At 49.0% G+C, this 16,144-nt stretch carries 14 protein-coding genes and 1 other RNA gene; 1 reads left to right on the top strand and 14 read right to left on the bottom strand.

Features of this window, described 5'->3' with window-relative positions; all coding sequences use genetic code 11:
* Positions 1-13: 13 nt before the first annotated feature.
* From CMM32_09865 to CMM32_09815, 11 genes are all read right to left on the bottom strand, one after another.
* Positions 14-1,432 carry a UDP-N-acetylmuramoylalanyl-D-glutamyl-2, 6-diaminopimelate--D-alanyl-D-alanine ligase gene (locus CMM32_09865; protein MBT07198.1) on the bottom strand — a complete coding sequence of 473 codons (1,419 nt, stop codon included), beginning with the start codon at positions 1,430-1,432 and terminating at the stop codon, positions 14-16.
* A complete protein-coding gene (locus CMM32_09860) occupies positions 1,433-2,938 on the bottom strand; it encodes a UDP-N-acetylmuramoyl-L-alanyl-D-glutamate--2,6-diaminopimelate ligase (protein ID MBT07197.1) in 1,506 nt (501 codons plus the stop codon).
* Complete coding sequence (locus tag CMM32_09855) at positions 2,913-4,652, bottom strand: penicillin-binding protein (protein MBT07196.1); 1,740 nt, start codon at positions 4,650-4,652, stop codon at positions 2,913-2,915. Before CMM32_09855 ends, CMM32_09860 begins: the two co-directional genes overlap by 26 nt.
* 42 nt (positions 4,653-4,694) lie before the next feature.
* Positions 4,695-6,248, bottom strand: a complete 1,554-nt coding sequence (locus tag CMM32_09850) for a cell division protein FtsZ (GenBank protein MBT07195.1) — start codon at positions 6,246-6,248, stop codon at positions 4,695-4,697.
* A 70-nt stretch (positions 6,249-6,318) separates the two neighbouring features.
* Positions 6,319-6,621: a hypothetical protein gene (locus CMM32_09845; protein ID MBT07194.1), complete on the bottom strand. Its 303-nt coding sequence runs from the start codon at positions 6,619-6,621 to the stop codon at positions 6,319-6,321.
* Entirely contained in the window at positions 6,618-7,598 is a 981-nt protein-coding gene (locus CMM32_09840) for a 16S rRNA (cytosine(1402)-N(4))-methyltransferase (protein ID MBT07193.1), read from the bottom strand. Before CMM32_09840 ends, CMM32_09845 begins: the two co-directional genes overlap by 4 nt.
* Entirely contained in the window at positions 7,595-8,083 is a 489-nt protein-coding gene (locus CMM32_09835; GenBank protein MBT07192.1) for a division/cell wall cluster transcriptional repressor MraZ, read from the bottom strand. The genes CMM32_09840 and CMM32_09835 overlap by 4 nt, the downstream gene beginning before the upstream one ends.
* A 252-nt stretch (positions 8,084-8,335) precedes the next feature.
* Positions 8,336-8,732: RNase P RNA component class A (rnpB, locus tag CMM32_09830), an RNA gene on the bottom strand.
* A 133-nt stretch (positions 8,733-8,865) separates the two neighbouring features.
* A complete protein-coding gene (locus tag CMM32_09825; protein MBT07191.1) occupies positions 8,866-10,680 on the bottom strand; it encodes an elongation factor 3 in 1,815 nt (604 codons plus the stop codon).
* Between the two features lie 61 nt (positions 10,681-10,741).
* The gene (locus tag CMM32_09820) at positions 10,742-11,509 is read right to left on the bottom strand and encodes a molecular chaperone DjlA (protein MBT07190.1); all 768 of its coding nucleotides are present in this window, start codon (positions 11,507-11,509) and stop codon (positions 10,742-10,744) included.
* A gap of 25 nt (positions 11,510-11,534) precedes the next feature.
* Entirely contained in the window at positions 11,535-12,569 is a 1,035-nt protein-coding gene (locus CMM32_09815) for a 3-phosphoglycerate dehydrogenase (GenBank protein ID MBT07189.1), read from the bottom strand.
* Positions 12,570-12,759: 190 nt separating this feature from the next.
* Here CMM32_09815 and CMM32_09810 point away from each other — a divergent pair, with 190 nt between their 5' ends.
* Positions 12,760-13,386 carry a peptide deformylase gene (locus CMM32_09810; GenBank protein MBT07188.1) on the top strand — a complete coding sequence of 209 codons (627 nt, stop codon included), beginning with the start codon at positions 12,760-12,762 and terminating at the stop codon, positions 13,384-13,386.
* Positions 13,387-13,394: 8 nt separating this feature from the next.
* On the opposite strand, the gene CMM32_09805 is transcribed toward CMM32_09810, so the two are convergent.
* Genes CMM32_09805 through CMM32_09795 form a run of 3 tightly spaced genes read right to left on the bottom strand, consistent with a single transcriptional unit; the run spans position 13,395 to position 16,131 of the window.
* Positions 13,395-13,799, bottom strand: coding sequence for a F0F1 ATP synthase subunit epsilon (locus CMM32_09805; protein MBT07187.1), 405 nt, complete (start codon positions 13,797-13,799; stop codon positions 13,395-13,397).
* A gap of 5 nt (positions 13,800-13,804) precedes the next feature.
* On the bottom strand, positions 13,805-15,229 hold the full coding sequence (gene atpD / locus CMM32_09800) for a F0F1 ATP synthase subunit beta (GenBank protein MBT07186.1): 1,425 nt from the start codon (positions 15,227-15,229) through the stop codon (positions 13,805-13,807).
* A gap of 23 nt (positions 15,230-15,252) precedes the next feature.
* The gene (locus CMM32_09795; GenBank protein MBT07185.1) at positions 15,253-16,131 is read right to left on the bottom strand and encodes a F0F1 ATP synthase subunit gamma; all 879 of its coding nucleotides are present in this window, start codon (positions 16,129-16,131) and stop codon (positions 15,253-15,255) included.
* Positions 16,132-16,144: the final 13 nt, after the last annotated feature.

The raw sequence follows: 16,144 nt of genomic DNA, 5'->3' as shown, positions 1-16,144 counted from the left end.
ATAGTCCATGCGATCACACTACCTCGACCTCTTGAGATCGGCTCCGCAGTGCAGAAACGATTAATCCCATCTGAATAGAGAAAGACCCTTTGATTAAGATAACGTCCCCTTCGTTGATATCTTCCATCAACGGCTCTATAGCAGCATGGACATTGTCGAAATGATAGCGGTTAACAGATAAAGGCAAAGCCTCGCTTAAATACAACATCCTAGAGCCGATTGCGAATACCACTGACACCCCTGCTTCAACGATATCTTCCGACAAGGCCGCGTGTAAGACCTGCTCTCGCCTTCCCAATTCTAACATGTCACCCAAAACAGCTATTCTCCTGCCAGAACCCGCTAGGCTACTGTCTCTTAAAACCTTAAGAGCAGCCGATACGGATGCCGGGCTGGCATTATAACTTTCATCTATTACAGTGAAATTTATAGAACCTAATTTTAGAAAATACGATCTACCCCTGCCGGCCATCAACTGAAAGCTCTCCAAATTCATGGCAGCTTTTTGCACATCTCCCCCTGCCCCATAGACGCAAGCAATCGCCCCAAGGCTATTGTATACCCAATGCAACCCTGGCGTTCCTAGCCGATAGCAAACATTCTTGCCCGCCACAGAAGCCGTGATACGATACTCATGCCCCTTACGCTGGCACTCAACTAATCTAACCGTAGCGTCTGCCGCCTCACCAAAAGTTAAACAGGTTGAGGCCCTGTTCTGCGAAGCCTTCCTAAGCTTTGCATAAAAGCGGCTATCCCTATTTAATACAACTACACCGGGGGCCTCTAAACCGCTGAATATTTCTGCTTTAGCCTCAGCTATTTCACTTAAACTAGAAAAATTCCCTATATGTGTTTCGGCTATAGAGGTTATTATCGCCATATCTGGACGGGCCAAAAACGAGTGCTCCCGAATCTCCCCTGAATGGTTCATGCCCATTTCGACCACAGCGTAATCTACCTCTGAGCCTAAATTCGCCAATGTTAGTGGCACGCCAATGTCATTATTGTGGCTTTTCGCACTCGCATGCACAGAGCCCTGGGTAGAGAAACAGATGCGGAGCATCTCCTTCGTTCCTGTTTTTCCAACACTTCCTGTTACGCCAATCAAATATGCCTTAGACTTTTGCCTAGCCGCCTTAGCTAAAGACCGAAGTGCAGCCATAGTCTCCTGAACCAACAGGAGGCGACCATTGTCTGAGCATCCGTCAGGGACCCGTGAAACCATTGCTAATGAGGCCCCCGCCTCCAGGGCCTGCTTCACATATTCATGTCCATCGAATCGGACCCCTTGAAGAGCCACGAACAATTCACCATTCTCTACCTTTCGACTGTCTATCCCTACACCCTCTACCTTCGAAACTCCGAACGCCTGACCACCAGTTGCAGCAGCTAATTCGGCGGTATTCCAATTTTTTGGTGAAGCCCGACCCACCTACTGAGTCCCAGTGCTAATGACACGCTGCACCACCTCAAAATCGCTGTGCTTTAGTTGCTCACTACCTACTTTCTGATAGCTTTCGTGCCCCTTGCCCGCAACGAGCAACAAATCCCCATCACAGAGCATGCCGATAGCCATCTTGATAGCTTCTTCTCTGTTGGGAATCTCAACGGCCCCTGGACATCCTTTGATAACGTCCCGCCTAATTGCCGCTGGATTCTCTGTGCGCGGGTTATCATCGGTAACTAGAATGGTATCGGCTAAATCAAGGGCTATCCTTCCCATTTCACTCCTTTTACCTTTATCCCTATCTCCACCACATCCAAAAACCAGCACTAATCTCCCATCACAGTGCTGCCTGAAAGCACACAAAGCGTTTTTCAAAGCATCGGGGCTATGAGCATAGTCAATGGCTATTGCCGCACCGTTCTCTAAATATCCAACCAACTCCATACGCCCTCTTGCTGGAGTTAACGTTGGGAGCGCGCTTACCGCGGCTTCAAAGCTGATACCACCAGCCATTGCAAGACCCAAGGAACACAAAACATTCTCTGCCTGAAAGTGACCAGCAAGTGGAACAAACACCTCTTCTACTTTACTCTCAAAATCAAGAGTTAAAACTAAACCGGCCTCGGTCACATCAAGTTCAAGCAGGTTTATGGCTCCTGTTAGTCGGTCAGTTCGCGAACGTCCATAATGCAATATGCGGTGACCCCGACTCTCACACGCGCGGGCGACACGATTGAAGACACTGGTGTCCCGATTTAACACTGCCACGCCCCCAGGGGCCATAACCTCATTAAATAGGCGAAGCTTAGACTCTAAATAAGAACTCATAGAACCATGATAATCGATGTGATCCCGACTTAGATTGGTGAACCCTGCCTCTGTTATGGTAACCCCGTGTAACCTGTACTGATCTAGGCCGTGGCTCGACGCCTCCATCGCCACCCGTTCAACTCCATAGGAAGCCAACTTTGCTAATGTTTGATGCAGAACTACAGGCTCTGGAGTAGTCAGCGAGGAAAGCTCCGCTGGCCAGTCATGATGCTCAATGGCAGGCGCGTCCAACCCTAACGTCCCAAGGCTTGCCGCTTCAATGCCGTTAAAACTCCATATTTGCCGCAAAAATGAAACGACAGACGTTTTGCCATTGGTCCCAGTGACGGCAACGACATAGCCAGGTTGAACATCGTAAAATTGGGCTGCCAACATAGAATAACAATAGCGAAGATCTTTGGAAGTACTAACCACAGTTACCCCTATGGCTGTACAAGTTTGTCCGTTCTCAACTAAAACCGCCGAGGCCCCCCGCCGGACTGCTTCCTGGAGATAATTCAAGCCATCAAACTGCATCCCCGAAATCGCGACAAATAGGAATCCCGGCTCAACCCTTCGACTATCCTCAGTCATTCCCAAAATATCTGGATCACCCGTTATATTCTCAACGGGCAAACCAATCGCTTTTATCAAATTAGTAAGCCGCAAGACGGATCTCATTACCATCCAATTCAACAAATGTACCGGCAATACTTTCCCCAACCGTAGGATCCATCATAGGGGCTATACCATTTACCGGACCGATACGCCGAATTACATTTGCAACAACTGGGGCCGCCACCCAACCGCCCGTGTTCTGACCTACCCCCACACTTCGTCCCTTGGGTTCATCAAGTAAAACCAGAACTAGATACTGCGGTTCTGACATCGGAAACATTCCAGCAAACGATGAAAGAACTCGCGTGCTGTCGTAACCCTTTCTATCCTTACTCACCTTATTAGCAGTTCCTGTCTTTCCGCCAACCAGATAGCCGTCAACACCACCCCGGGCACCGGTACCATGGGTGACAGCTAACCGAAAAAGTTGCCGCATGGTCCTTGAAGTCGTCTCTGTTATCACTCTCCTCCCCTTAACCAACCCCTCCTTATCCCGTATAAGAGTTGGGGGAGACCACACACCACCGTTCACTAAAGCCGCTAATCCAGCCGCAAGGTGGATGGGGCTCACAGAGATACCATGGCCGTATGAAATAGTTGCGGTGTTTATTTCACGCCAAACTTGAGGGTAACCGGGACTCGAAATCTCGGGAAGGTCGAAACTCATCTTATCAAGAAGACCCATATTCCTTAGAAATTCTTTTTGGCGTTCCCCTCCCATTTTTAGTGCCATTCTTGCAACGCCAATATTTGAAGAATAAACGAATATTTCGGGCACCGATAGCCATCGCGATTTAGCATGGAAATCTCGGATGATGGTTTTACCTAACCGTAAGGGCTTTGTCGCATCAAACTCATCTCTCAAGTCAACCAATCCGCTGTCTAAGGCCATCGCTATCGTAAAGGCCTTAAAAGTTGAACCCATCTCATAACGGCCCAGGCTAGCCCGATTGAAGATTGCGTCAGCGTTCGCAATAAGTTCGATTTCGTTATTCGGATCAAAGTCTGGCAGACTAACCACCGCACGGAGCCCACCGGTTTTTATATCTAGAATAATCCCCGCAGCACCAACAGCTTTCTGCTCAAGAACCGCCCTCTTTAATTCTTCATGCATAACATGCTGGAACCGCACATCTATGGACAGCGCTAATGGGCGACCTGGATTTTCCAGCAAGTCCTCATCAAAAGCATTTTCTATGCCCGCTAAGCCCCTATGCTCATCCTTAGCATAACCAAGAACGTGAGCTACCAAAGAACCATGGGTATATACCCGCCGATGCTCCACGCTAAATTGCAACCCTGGCGCCCCCAAAAGATTGACTTGAGTTTGTTCCCAAGGGGTAAGATGCCGCTTTAGCCATACAAACCGACTTTTGGCTTGTAACTTATGCTGCAGAACCCGTGGATCACCACCATCAAGAATTTCAGACAGCCTGCGAGCCAGAACAACCGGCTCTCTCACATGTTGCGGATCTGCGTTCAACGATTGTGTAGGTAAACTCGTAGCCAATAAGACCCCATTCCGGTCTAGAATGCTTGCTCTAACTGGCGCACCGTAGCCCTCAGCAGAAATCGAAGCTACCTTTCGAGGTACCATCTCCCCCAACAGAGCTACTTCAGTTAGTCTCAGAGAAAGCCCCACGAAGGCTATACTTAAAATAGCCGCACCCAGAACTAGCCTTTGGCGAGCTATCTCAAGTAGCGACTTTTGCGCACCCCGCAACCGCAATGACACTGGCTTAGTGCTCGGACCCCGTCCGGTTCCAGCCGCTTCCATTAGCCTGGCCTAAACAACTGATCTCTCCACGACCCGTTGAAATTAGCGACTTTGTCTCCGCAAAAATGCTGGTATCTCAAGAGCATCCTCCTCTTTACTGGGCTCACCAGCCAAAATTGGCGCAGGACCACTCTCAACGGTCTCCAGAACGGAGACACCCTTAGAAATTGTCGCCTGATCAGATTCCAGGCCACCAGTCCGAGTAAGGGCACGTTTTGCCCTCCCGAATATGCTAGTTTTATCCAGGGTGGGAATTTCCTCAGTCGGCCCCTCCGAGCTTGCCTGTCCATCCAGCGCACCTGCACTCGAAATTGGCTTTCCAGCTGAAATAGTGGGTTGCTGGTTTTCAAAAGTCGCGGCACTAAAGAGTGAAGGCCCGTCATCTCTTACCTCTGATTCTAATGGGGGAGCCTCTTCCTCCTGAGACATGGCAACCTTCGAGCTTACTTGCTCATGGGGTTTTGCTGGCTGGGCAAAACCATAGTTAGCTCCAGCAGAAGCTACTGAACCTTGTTCTGAAATGATTCCAGGCGAAGCATCACCTACCCGCATCTCCGCTCTCAGACCTTTCTTAGGTTCTTCTAGTTTTATGGGAAGACGGGTCACATCAGGCCTTGCGACATCGCCAACTTCGGAGCCAATTCCTGTTGCAACGACGGAAATACGAATTCGCCCCGCCAGTTCCTCATCAAAAGTAGAACCAAATATTATATTTGCCTCATCATCAACTTGGCCTCTAATATGATTACAGGCCTCATCTACTTCATAGAGAGTCATATCTGGACCCCCGGTTATGTTGATCAAAACTCCTCTAGCACCCATCAGGGAAACATCATCAAGCAAAGGATTGTTAACTGCGTGTTCCGCCGCCTCAATGGCGCGGCGCTCACCTTCGGCCTCGCCTGTACCCATCATTGCCTTACCCATCTCATTCATCACGGAGCGAACATCAGCAAAGTCTAAGTTGATAAGCCCGGGCATTACCATGAGATCAGTGACCCCCCGCACACCGGAATACAGAACGTCGTCAGCCAATTTGAATGCATCCGCCATGGTTGTATTTTCGTTTGCGATTCTGAAAAGATTTTGATTGGGTATCATAATCAAGGTATCAACACATTCCTGTAACTCAGTAATACCTGCTTCCGCTAACGTCATCCGTTTCTTGCCTTCAAATTGAAATGGCTTTGTGACCACCCCAACGGTTAAAATTCCCTGTTCACGCGCGATTCGAGCGATTACAGGAGCAGCACCCGTTCCAGTCCCACCCCCCATTCCAGCCGTCACGAACAACATATGGGCACCATCCAAGTAGTCAAAAATTATATCACTCACCTCCTCGGCGGCGTCTCTACCAACCTCCGGTTTCATGCCCGCCCCCAACCCTTGGGTTAGCGATGCACCTAACTGGATCCGACGCTCGGTCAAAGATTTAGTAAGTGCCTGCGCATCAGTGTTTGCAACCACAAAATCCACCCCCTCAAGATGGGCAGTTATCATGTTGTTAACAGCGTTACATCCCGCTCCGCCTACCCCCATTACAGTTAGACGTGGCTTCAAATCGTGTGTGACTGGGACGCTAAGATTTATTGTCATTGTGGTCTCCAAACAGTGAAGTGTTTCATAGCAACTTTTTGAGGACAAGGTCCTCCTGTTAAGACAAACGTTAAGGCGGCGGCGCCCCATCGATTGCCGACTTCTTGATGGTCTGTAAGGATGCGACCTGCGAAGGTTTAACAGCTCCAAAGTCTGGCAAGTGCTGAGCAGCCAGGCTCGAGAGATTTTCAGGCCTATTCAAATAGGCCCATTCAGCTTCCAAGATATGAATTTGACCACTTTCCCTAGCCAGCTGTTTTCTTGCAGCATCCAACTCAGATTTTAATTCTTTAACTTGGTATTTGGCGCTTAAAAGGCCCAACGCTCCTATGGCAAAACCTACACATAATAGGCTGGTTATTTTTCGGCTCATGTAACCGCCCCCTCTGGCCAAATGGGAGCAGTAGTTCTTACTGCGGCACGAAGCCTGGCCGAACTAGACCGCGGGTTCTCGCCCCTTTCCTCTGCAGTAGGCTTTATAACTCGGGTGTTGATAAGTGAGAAAGACGGAGCGATCTGCCTATCCAGCGCCGGCAAATGGCGGTTGGATCTACTACCTCTGCCACAGCGTTCGCTAAGAAATGTCTTCACCAACCTATCTTCTAGGGAGTGAAACGACACAACAACAAGACGGCCACCAGCAACCAACGCCCGCTCTGCCGCAGCTAACCCTCGCTGAAGCTCATCTAACTCGTTATTTATATGGATGCGAATTGCCTGAAAGGTTCTAGTAGCAGGATCCAAACCATCTATTGATTTTTTTACCACTTTGCGGACTATATCCGCCAATTGGCTGGTCCTGGTGATAGCATGAACACCCCTCTCCCGAATAATCTCCCTGGCCACTGCCCGGGCACGCCTTTCCTCGCCATAGTTATATATAACCTCACTAAGCTGCTTCTCGGTCGCCTTATTAATAAAGCCAGCCGCGTCCTCGCCACAAAGGCCCATCCTCATGTCTAAAGGACCGTCTGATCTGAAAGAAAAGCCCCGAGTGGCATCGTCAACTTGTGGGGAAGAAACACCTAGATCTAGGACGACACCGCCATCTACGCCCTGCACTCCTTGTTCAACCAATATTTGATCCAGATCTCCGAAGCATCCGGTGAAGAAAGTAAAGCGATTCCGATAACGTGATTTTAGCTTCTGGGCACTTAACAGCGCCGCCGGATCCCTATCCAAAGCCATTACCTTGCATTGGGCACCCTGCAAAAAAGCTTGGCTATAGCCACCACGACCAAAGGTCCCATCAACGAACAGTTTGTTTTCTTGTAAAGCTAGCCCCGCCTTAACCTGGGCTAACAAAACCGGCACGTGGCCGAGACGACGGGAGGAGTTCGCGTCGGTCACGTGCCGTTCTCCAAAACATCCGAGCTTTGGCCCGGCATCTGGGGACGCTGACGCAGCGTCAATCGGTCGGCCTCGGAGCGTTCTCTGGCACGGATCTGGTATTGTTCGTGCTTGCTAGGTTCCCAGATTTGGAACGTTTCCCCTTTGCCAACAAAAACTGCTTTGCCCTCAAGTCCAGCATGGCTTTTGAGTTTCTCAGGCAGAACCACCCGTCCATCCTGATCAATCGTCATACTATGACAAGATGCGTATATAAGGTCAGCAATATTATCTCGCTCTTCAGAAATGAAGAGGTCAATTCCCTGGTGCTTTTGGCCGAAGGTCTCCAAAACCTCAGCTGTACAACACTCTACCCCGCTATTTAAGAGCGATGGAAATGCGAAGAAATTAGGTGGTTTTCCAAGCCAAGCACGGAACTCGGCCGGAACGGAAACCCGCTCCTTCCTATCAACCTTGTTGACGTGAGTGCCAACAAAGATAGCCACGCCCCTCTCCCGCTAGGCAATGCACCGTAATTCCGCAATATCTTCAAGGGAAGTGCCATACGGTGCCGTAATTAATATGGGATCTAACGGGATATCATGGGAATATATGGGTGTCAATGGGTTATATTGCGCAAGGTTTAGGGGAATGAAGAGGAACCTTTCTTCACTCTCAATAAGAAGTCACCAAACAAATTGCCACAGGCTCTCCCATAGCGCCCCGTCTCCGAACTCTCAAATTATTGGGGAAATAAGGGAATTGGGTAGTCTATAAGCCGGGTTCTGTCTCCGCATACACGGAGGATGATTATTCATCTTGGACGACTGTTACCAGTCGCCTCAAGCGACCCACCCGAGCAGCGGCCCCAGAGACCTGACCGGATCTTAGCATATTATAGCCAGATCACGCTGCTCCAACTTGGTCTTGCTCCCGGTGGGGTTTNCCATGCCGTCCCCGTTNCCGNGTAACGCGGNGCGCTCTTACCACACCTTTTCACCCTTNCCACNNNCAANNATTTNCCCNTGGCGGTATATTTTCTGNGGCACTTTCCCTAGGGTTACCCCCGCCGGGCGTTACCCGGCACCGTGTCTCTATGGAGCCCGGACTTTCCTCTCCGAAGCGCTGCCTCGGAGCAACCATCCGACTACCCAACACCAAGCCAGAGTTTCCAGATACGGGCGACTGCGGTCAAGTGCATACTTGCCCAAGCNCCCCCNCGAAAATAGCTTGCTAAACTTTTGCATACCATGCTTNTCAGGGCCGATTTTACCGGATGGAGGAGGACCTATGTTCCGCCCTTCTGAAGCTCCCTAAGAGCTTCTTGTTTTTCCTCTAACTCTACCCATCGTGACTCCCTCTCCTTTAACTCAGTTCGCAACCGCAGACACTCATTCGTTACTCTGTCAAAGGTGTTACGGTCCCTCTGATATAACGTTGGATCCGAAAGAATTTTTTCTAAATTTCTGAGTTTTCCATCTAGCACAGAAATCTCATCAGGCAGCACAGACAATTCTCTGCTTTCCTTGTATCCAAGGCTAGTGCGAGGCCCAGGTGTTCTCCTGGGCCTCGCCTTCACTTTCCTAGCTGCCGTTTCCTGGAGGGGAGGCCTCAACCGCAAATAATCAGAATACCCACCAATGTATTCAGTGACGAAGCCCCTTTCGTCAATGGCTAAAATACTTGTGGCTATATTTTCCACAAACTCTCGATCGTGGCTCACAAATAGCACCGTCCCACGGTAATCACTAACAATCTCTTGGAGCAAATCCAGTGTCTCAACATCCAAATCATTTGTCGGTTCGTCCAAGCCAAAGAGATTTCCGCGAGCAGCGAATGTCTTGGCTAACAGCAACCGGCTGCGTTCACCCCCGGAGAGGCTGCTTATGCGCCTTCTGAGTTGGCTTTCAGAAAATAAAAATTTCCGCAGATAACCAACAATATGCTGCGGTTTACCATTGACCTCGATGGTGTCGCCCCCTGGCGAACAAAGTGCCTCCCACACTGTCTCATGGTGGTTGAAAACAGCTCGATGCTGATCCAAGTAGAGTGGGTGGGTTTTAGGAGCTAATGTGATAGCACCAGTATGAGGAACGAGATCCCCGATAAGAATGCGCAAAAGAGTTGTCTTTCCAACCCCATTAGGCCCCATAATAGCAATTCGGTCCCCTCGTCTAATACGGATGGAAAATTCTTGCAGGATCTGTTGACTGCCATATCGCATAGAAACGGCCTTTGCCTCTAATGCTAGAACTCCTCCGCCTTCAACCACATAGGGATCACTGACCTTATATTCTTTCTCTTGGATCCGAGCTCGTCTCTGTTCACGAAGGATCTTTAATTTCCCGAGACGGCCTTGGTTCCTCTTTCGCCGGGCTGTTACCCCCCGAGCGAGCCATCGTTCTTCCTCGATCAGCTTCTGGCTTTGCCTCCTGTCGGTCTCCGTTTCAAAAGCCCTCAGCTTCGCAGACCACCTCTCGAAACTATCAAACCCGCCGTCATGCACTTCAACCCGCTGGTCATAAAGCCAAATTGTTCGATCCGTAACCCTCCGCAGCAAAGCTCGATCGTGGCTCACAAGTACCACCGCTCCGCTGTACGAGACCAACCAATTTTCTAACCATTCAATGGTTTGCAAATCTAATTGGTTCGTGGGCTCGTCNAGTAGCAAAAGGTCTGGTTTCCATACAATCGCTCTGGCTAGTGANGCTCGGCGGACCTCGCCACCTGACAGCTCTCCCATATTTCTATCTGGTGATAATTTAACCATTGCGAGTATCCTAGAAATTTGGGAGGGGACATGCTTGCCCGCCGTATCGGCAATATCTTTGGACATAAATTGATAAACAGATTCGTTGTTCTCAAAAAATACTTCTTGTCCCAAACTACCTATTTGCAAGCCTGCTTGCCTGGTGTACTCGCCTGAATCCAACTCGCTTTGGCTATTGAGCAACCTCAGAAAGGTACTTTTCCCCGCACCGTTTCGGCCCACCAACCCTATTCGATCTCTTGGAAGAATATGTAAGTTTCCCGCCTTAAAGACTAGTTTATCGCCTACCGAAAGNCGGGCAGACCGCAAGGACAAAATTGGTGTTTGACTCATCTCAGCCTGCAGTTGACCGGAAAAGAGTAAGGCCCGAGAATGCTCTCACCAATTAACCCGTTTATTTTATATTTCGCTGAGCACATACTTTTTCATAAGCTGAGTTGATCACAGCCAATTTTTCCGTAGCCTTTTGGACAAGCTCATCGGGCATGCCACTTGCAATTAGTTTGTCTGGATGATTCTGTACAGCCAGCTCTCTATAACGAGCCTTTACTTCCAGATTTGACGCATCAGATGCAATGCCCAAGATATTGTATGGATCTCGATCACTATCCTCGTGAACATAGTGCTCTGATACACGTGCAAAGGTTTTCGAATCTAGTCCACAAATCTGCGCCACCCTTTCAATATATTGAAACTCCGCATCGTGAACCCAACCATCTGATTTTGCTATCTCAAATAAACTTCCAATTAAGTTCTCCAAAACCGCAGGAGTAGACTGAAACAGTTGTCCTACCTGCTCAGCATAGGGCTCAAAACCATCAGCAGTCTTTTTTGCTTGGTCAAAGATTTCCCCAACCGCTTTGATCTCGGAATCAGAAATATTGAAAATAGTTTTAAATTTCTCAATTTCCTCGCGAGAAACCACCCCGTCGACCTTTGCTAACTTAGCCGCCAACACCACCAATGCGGTCGCAAAGATCACTTGCCGCGCCTGCTGGCTTTNGTGCCCTACAGAAGACGGGNGCCCGCCTTGCTCAGCTGACAAAGCATTAGCCCTAAACTTGGCTATATAATGTCCAGCCGCCGCCCCAACTAAAGCTCCAAGNGGGCCACCAANNGCAAAGCCCGCGCCCGCGCCNAGAACCTTGCCCCAGACACTCATTTTTCTTTNCCTCCACNACTAAAAACTAANGNATTTGTGTTCTTTTTTTCCTTGCCTGNAAACCNTCCCAGGCACTTGGGTTCACNAATCTAGGGGGTCGTTCACCTGCAGCAATTTGCAACCATTGCTCCGCGGCNTAGACGCCCTGCCTCTGCCTTGCTTCTTCNGTAATNCCAGCTGTATGCATGGTCAAGATCACATTGTCAAAATTGTTGAGTTTGTGGTTAAGTGGGGGNGGCTCCGCTGCCCATACATCTACACCNGCNCCNCNTANCCCNCTATTTTCTANCGCTTCTACTAANGCACCCTCATCAACAATTCCCCCNCGTGCCGTTGTTATTAAATAAGCCGTTGTCTTCATTTGNCGGATCGCGGCATTGTTTATCATTCCAGCGGTCTCCGTCGTCAAAGGGCAATTGANCGAAACAAAGTCCGAACTTTCCAATAACTTTTCAAGCACAACAGGAGAGGCGCCCCTATCTTCTACTTCTTTTTCTGAAAGATATGGATCGTACGCAGACACCTGCATCTGGAAAAGACCTCCACATAATTTAGCCACTCGCGACCCAACATTGCCCAATCCAATTATTCCTACAGTCTTTCCAAACAACTCTGTCCCCATATAGTCGTTGCGATGCCACCCCCTCTCCCTTCTCAAAGACCTATCCATCTCAACCATTCTTTTGGCTAGGGCCAACATCATGCCGAGAACGTGTTCCGCAACGGCTTCCTTATTAGCCCCTGCCTGATTTACCACAATTACTCCTCGATCCGTGCAAGCTTGGACGTCCACTGTATCAAAACCAGCCCCACTGACTGATACCGCCATGATCCTCGGACATTTCTCTAGAAATGCACTGGACACATGGTATTCCTCAGGGAGTTCGTGCCGAGCGGAGCTTACCTGGTAACCATCCGATGACCCCAAGCAACNCCAGATTTTCTCTCTATTAGTACCAAATTCGAGATTTTGAAGTTCGATATTGGGCGCTAAACCTAGTGTCCTCATACCATCTTTATGAGCCCACTCCCCAAAATAAGTNATTCTCCAACTCTCCATTTCTACTTCTCTCCAATACACCTTGGGCGACCCATTGCAAAAAAGCCTTGGGAGAACTCTATCTCACCCTTCTAAACTATGGTCAAAGACCAACATTCCAGCTAGGAACTTCACAGTAGCAAATTTTGTTTATTAAGAGTAATCCTAACAACCGTCCACACACAGCAAACACGCTTGAGATGATTAGCACATGTCCGTACTTAGAATAGCTAAAATGGGAAATCCCATACTTCTTAAGAAGGCCAAACCAATCGAAGATCCTACTGCCCCTGAAATAAAAGCGCTGGCGCAAGATATGCAAGACACCCTTATNGATATAGGAGGAAGCGGTCTGGCAGCGCCCCAAGTAATGCAGGGTTTACGGATGGTAGTATACAGAATGATATCGCCGCGGATACCGGCAGCCTCAGACCTTAAACCTATACCATGGACTGTCATGATCAATCCCGAAATCAAACCAATTAAAAAGCGAAAGATAGAAGTATGGGAAAGGTGCCTCTCCATACCCGGGCTTCATGGCAAAGTTCCGAGATGGCCTGAAATAACTATTAACTACCAAACTCTGTCAGGGGAACGAGTGTCACAGGAAGCCAAGTCGAGTTGGGCGGCACTACTCCAACATGAATGCGACCACCTGGACGGCTTTTTATACCCCATGCGTATGGAAGACCTTTCACTTCTGGCATTTAACGAGGAACCCGGACCACTTGCTCAAGAGAGTGCAAAGGAGGGAACTAGCCGGATTGATCCCCTCTTTCTTGATCTTGTAAAATCTTGGCCGGCGAAACAAAAATGGTATCCGGACGAAACAATTTAATNTACGAGCTATCCGTCTAATGCATCCATTAGAGCCCTAGCCACCGCAAGGTCAACCTCAAGGGCGTTGGCATCCTCTCCAGGATTGAGGTTTTGGATAGACTGCTCATTTCGGCGAATACGCTCTTCAACGGCAGATTTCTCTACCTCTTTCAAATTAATAGCCTCCTCAGCCAAAACCGTACACCTCCCCGCTACGACTTCTGCAAATCCGCCGGCCACAAAAATACGATCAGAAATACTGTCCGATCCATAAACATCTATCACTCCTGATCTAACCGTAGATACAAGCGGGGCGTGCCCAGCAAGCACTCCGAAATCACCCTCGTCACCAGGCACGACTACCATCTCCACATCCGTAGAGAAAAGAAGTCGCTCCGGGGACACTAATTCAAAGGTAAGTTGTTCAGCCATACGCGTTATGCTGCCTCAGCCGCCATTTTTTTGGCCTTTTCGCGAGCCTCGGCGATAGTGCCAACCATATAAAAACTAGCTTCAGGCATATCATCACATTCACCATCCACAATGCGCTTAAATCCATCAATCGTGTCCTCAAGAGTGACCAATACCCCTGGACTCCCCGTAAACACCTCCGCCACATGGAAAGGTTGAGATAGGAAACGCTGTATTTTCCGCGCACGGGCCACCGTGAGCTTATCTTCCTCAGACAATTCATCCATCCCCAAAATAGCAATTATGTCCTGTAACGATTTATACGTTTGCAATATTTCCTGCACCCTACGTGCAACATTGTAGTGTTCTTCCCCGACAATACGAGGGTCCATTATCCGAGATGTACTATCCAACGGGTCAACAGCTGGGTAGATCCCCAACTCAGCTATTTGTCGACTCAACACCGTCGTGGCATCTAAATGACTAAACGAAGTTGCAGGAGCAGGATCCGTCAAATCATCAGCGGGAACATAAATAGCCTGAACCGAGGTAATAGAACCTTTCTTGGTTGTGGTGATACGTTCTTGTAAGTTACCCATGTCAGTGGCCAGAGTTGGCTGATAGCCAACCGCACTCGGGATCCTACCCAACAACACTGATACTTCCGAACCTGCTTGAGTAAATCTAAAAATATTATCAATAAAGAGGAGCACGTCCTGGCCCTCCTCTTCCCTAAAGTGCTCCGCAACAGTAAGGCCTGTAAGTGCAACCCTGGATCGAGCCCCTGGCGGCTCATTCATTTGCCCATAAACAAGCGCAGCCTTAGATTCTTCGTTACCCTCCGTCTTAATAACGCCAGACTCGATCATCTCATGGTATAAATCATTGCCTTCTCGGGTTCTCTCGCCAACCCCTGCAAATACAGAATATCCGCCGTGAGCCTTTGCCACATTATTAATCAACTCCATGATGAGCACGGTTTTCCCGACACCGGCCCCACCGAATAAACCAATTTTCCCTCCCTTTGCATAAGGAGTTAGCAAATCCACAACCTTGATCCCAGTAACGAGAATTTCAGACTCCGTGGATTGCTCAATAAATTCAGGAGCCGGAGCATGGATTGGGCGCCGTAACTCAGTTCCTATAGGCCCGCGATTATCGATGGGTTCCCCTATCACGTTGATAATACGGCCTAGGGTTTCCCGCCCAACTGGCACCGAGATCGGCTGCCCAGTGTCGCTAACCTCCTTACCTCGAACCAGTCCTTCAGTAGCATCCATAGCAATGGTTCTAACAATCGACTCCCCTAGGTGTTGGGCGACTTCAAGAACCAGCCGTTCTCCATCATTATCACACTCGAGAGCGTTCAAGATTGGTGGAAGATGATCCTTAAATTGGACGTCCACAACCGCACCCAATACCTGGGTAATCTGTCCAACAGTTTTGTCCATTTGTGCTACTCCATGTTCCGCAGTTAAAGCGCCTCAGCTCCAGAGACGATTTCGATTAGCTCAGTGGTTATCATAGCTTGGCGTGTCCGATTATACGTTAGTGACAATTTATCAATCATTTCCCCAGCGTTACGGGTGGCGTTATCCATCGCCATCATACGAGCACCATGCTCACTAGCCGCGTTCTCCAACAGTGCCCGAAAAACTTGGACCTCTATATTACGCGGCAGTAATTTTTCCAGAATTGCCTCCTCGTCGGGCTCAAATTCATAAATCGCCCCATCAAGAGATGGCTCTTCAGAATTCTCAACAGAAAACGGAACTAATTGCTGGAAGGTGACCGTCTGTGTCATAGCACTTTGGAAACGATTGTACACAACCTCACACACGTCAAATTTTCCTGAATCGAACCACTCCATTAAGGTCTGCCCTATATCACTAGAATCCGAGTAAGTTGGACTACGCGAACCAGATCCATCGCGCTCCGACAGAAACCTTTCGCCCAAATCTCGACGTAATTGTTCGGCGCCTTTTCTCCCAACGGGAAATAAAAATACCTTAGCTCCCAACCCCTCAAGTTCATCAATTCGAGCTCGCACCGCCCGAATAATCGAACCATTAAAGCCACCACATAATCCTCGATCAGAGGTTGCGACAACTATCAAGTGTTGTTTAGTCGAACCAGTACCACCGAGTAATTTTGGAGCCATCTCGTTACCAACAAAAGTTTGAGCCACTGAAGCAACCATACGCTCCATACGCTCGGCATAAGGCCTTGCGGACTCCGCCTCCTCTTGTGCGCGGCGCAACTTAGAAGCAGCGACCATTTTCATAGCGCTGGTTATCTTTTGGGTCGCCTTGACGCTATTAATCCTAACCCGTAAGTGCTTTAGGCTTGGCATTTCGAACTACGTT

Source organism: Rhodospirillaceae bacterium (genome assembly GCA_002728255.1).
Taxonomy (GTDB): Bacteria; Pseudomonadota; Alphaproteobacteria; order UBA7887; family UBA7887.
The sequence above is the reverse complement of the archived record's forward strand: the minus strand, read 5'-3'. Positions and strand labels throughout refer to the sequence as shown.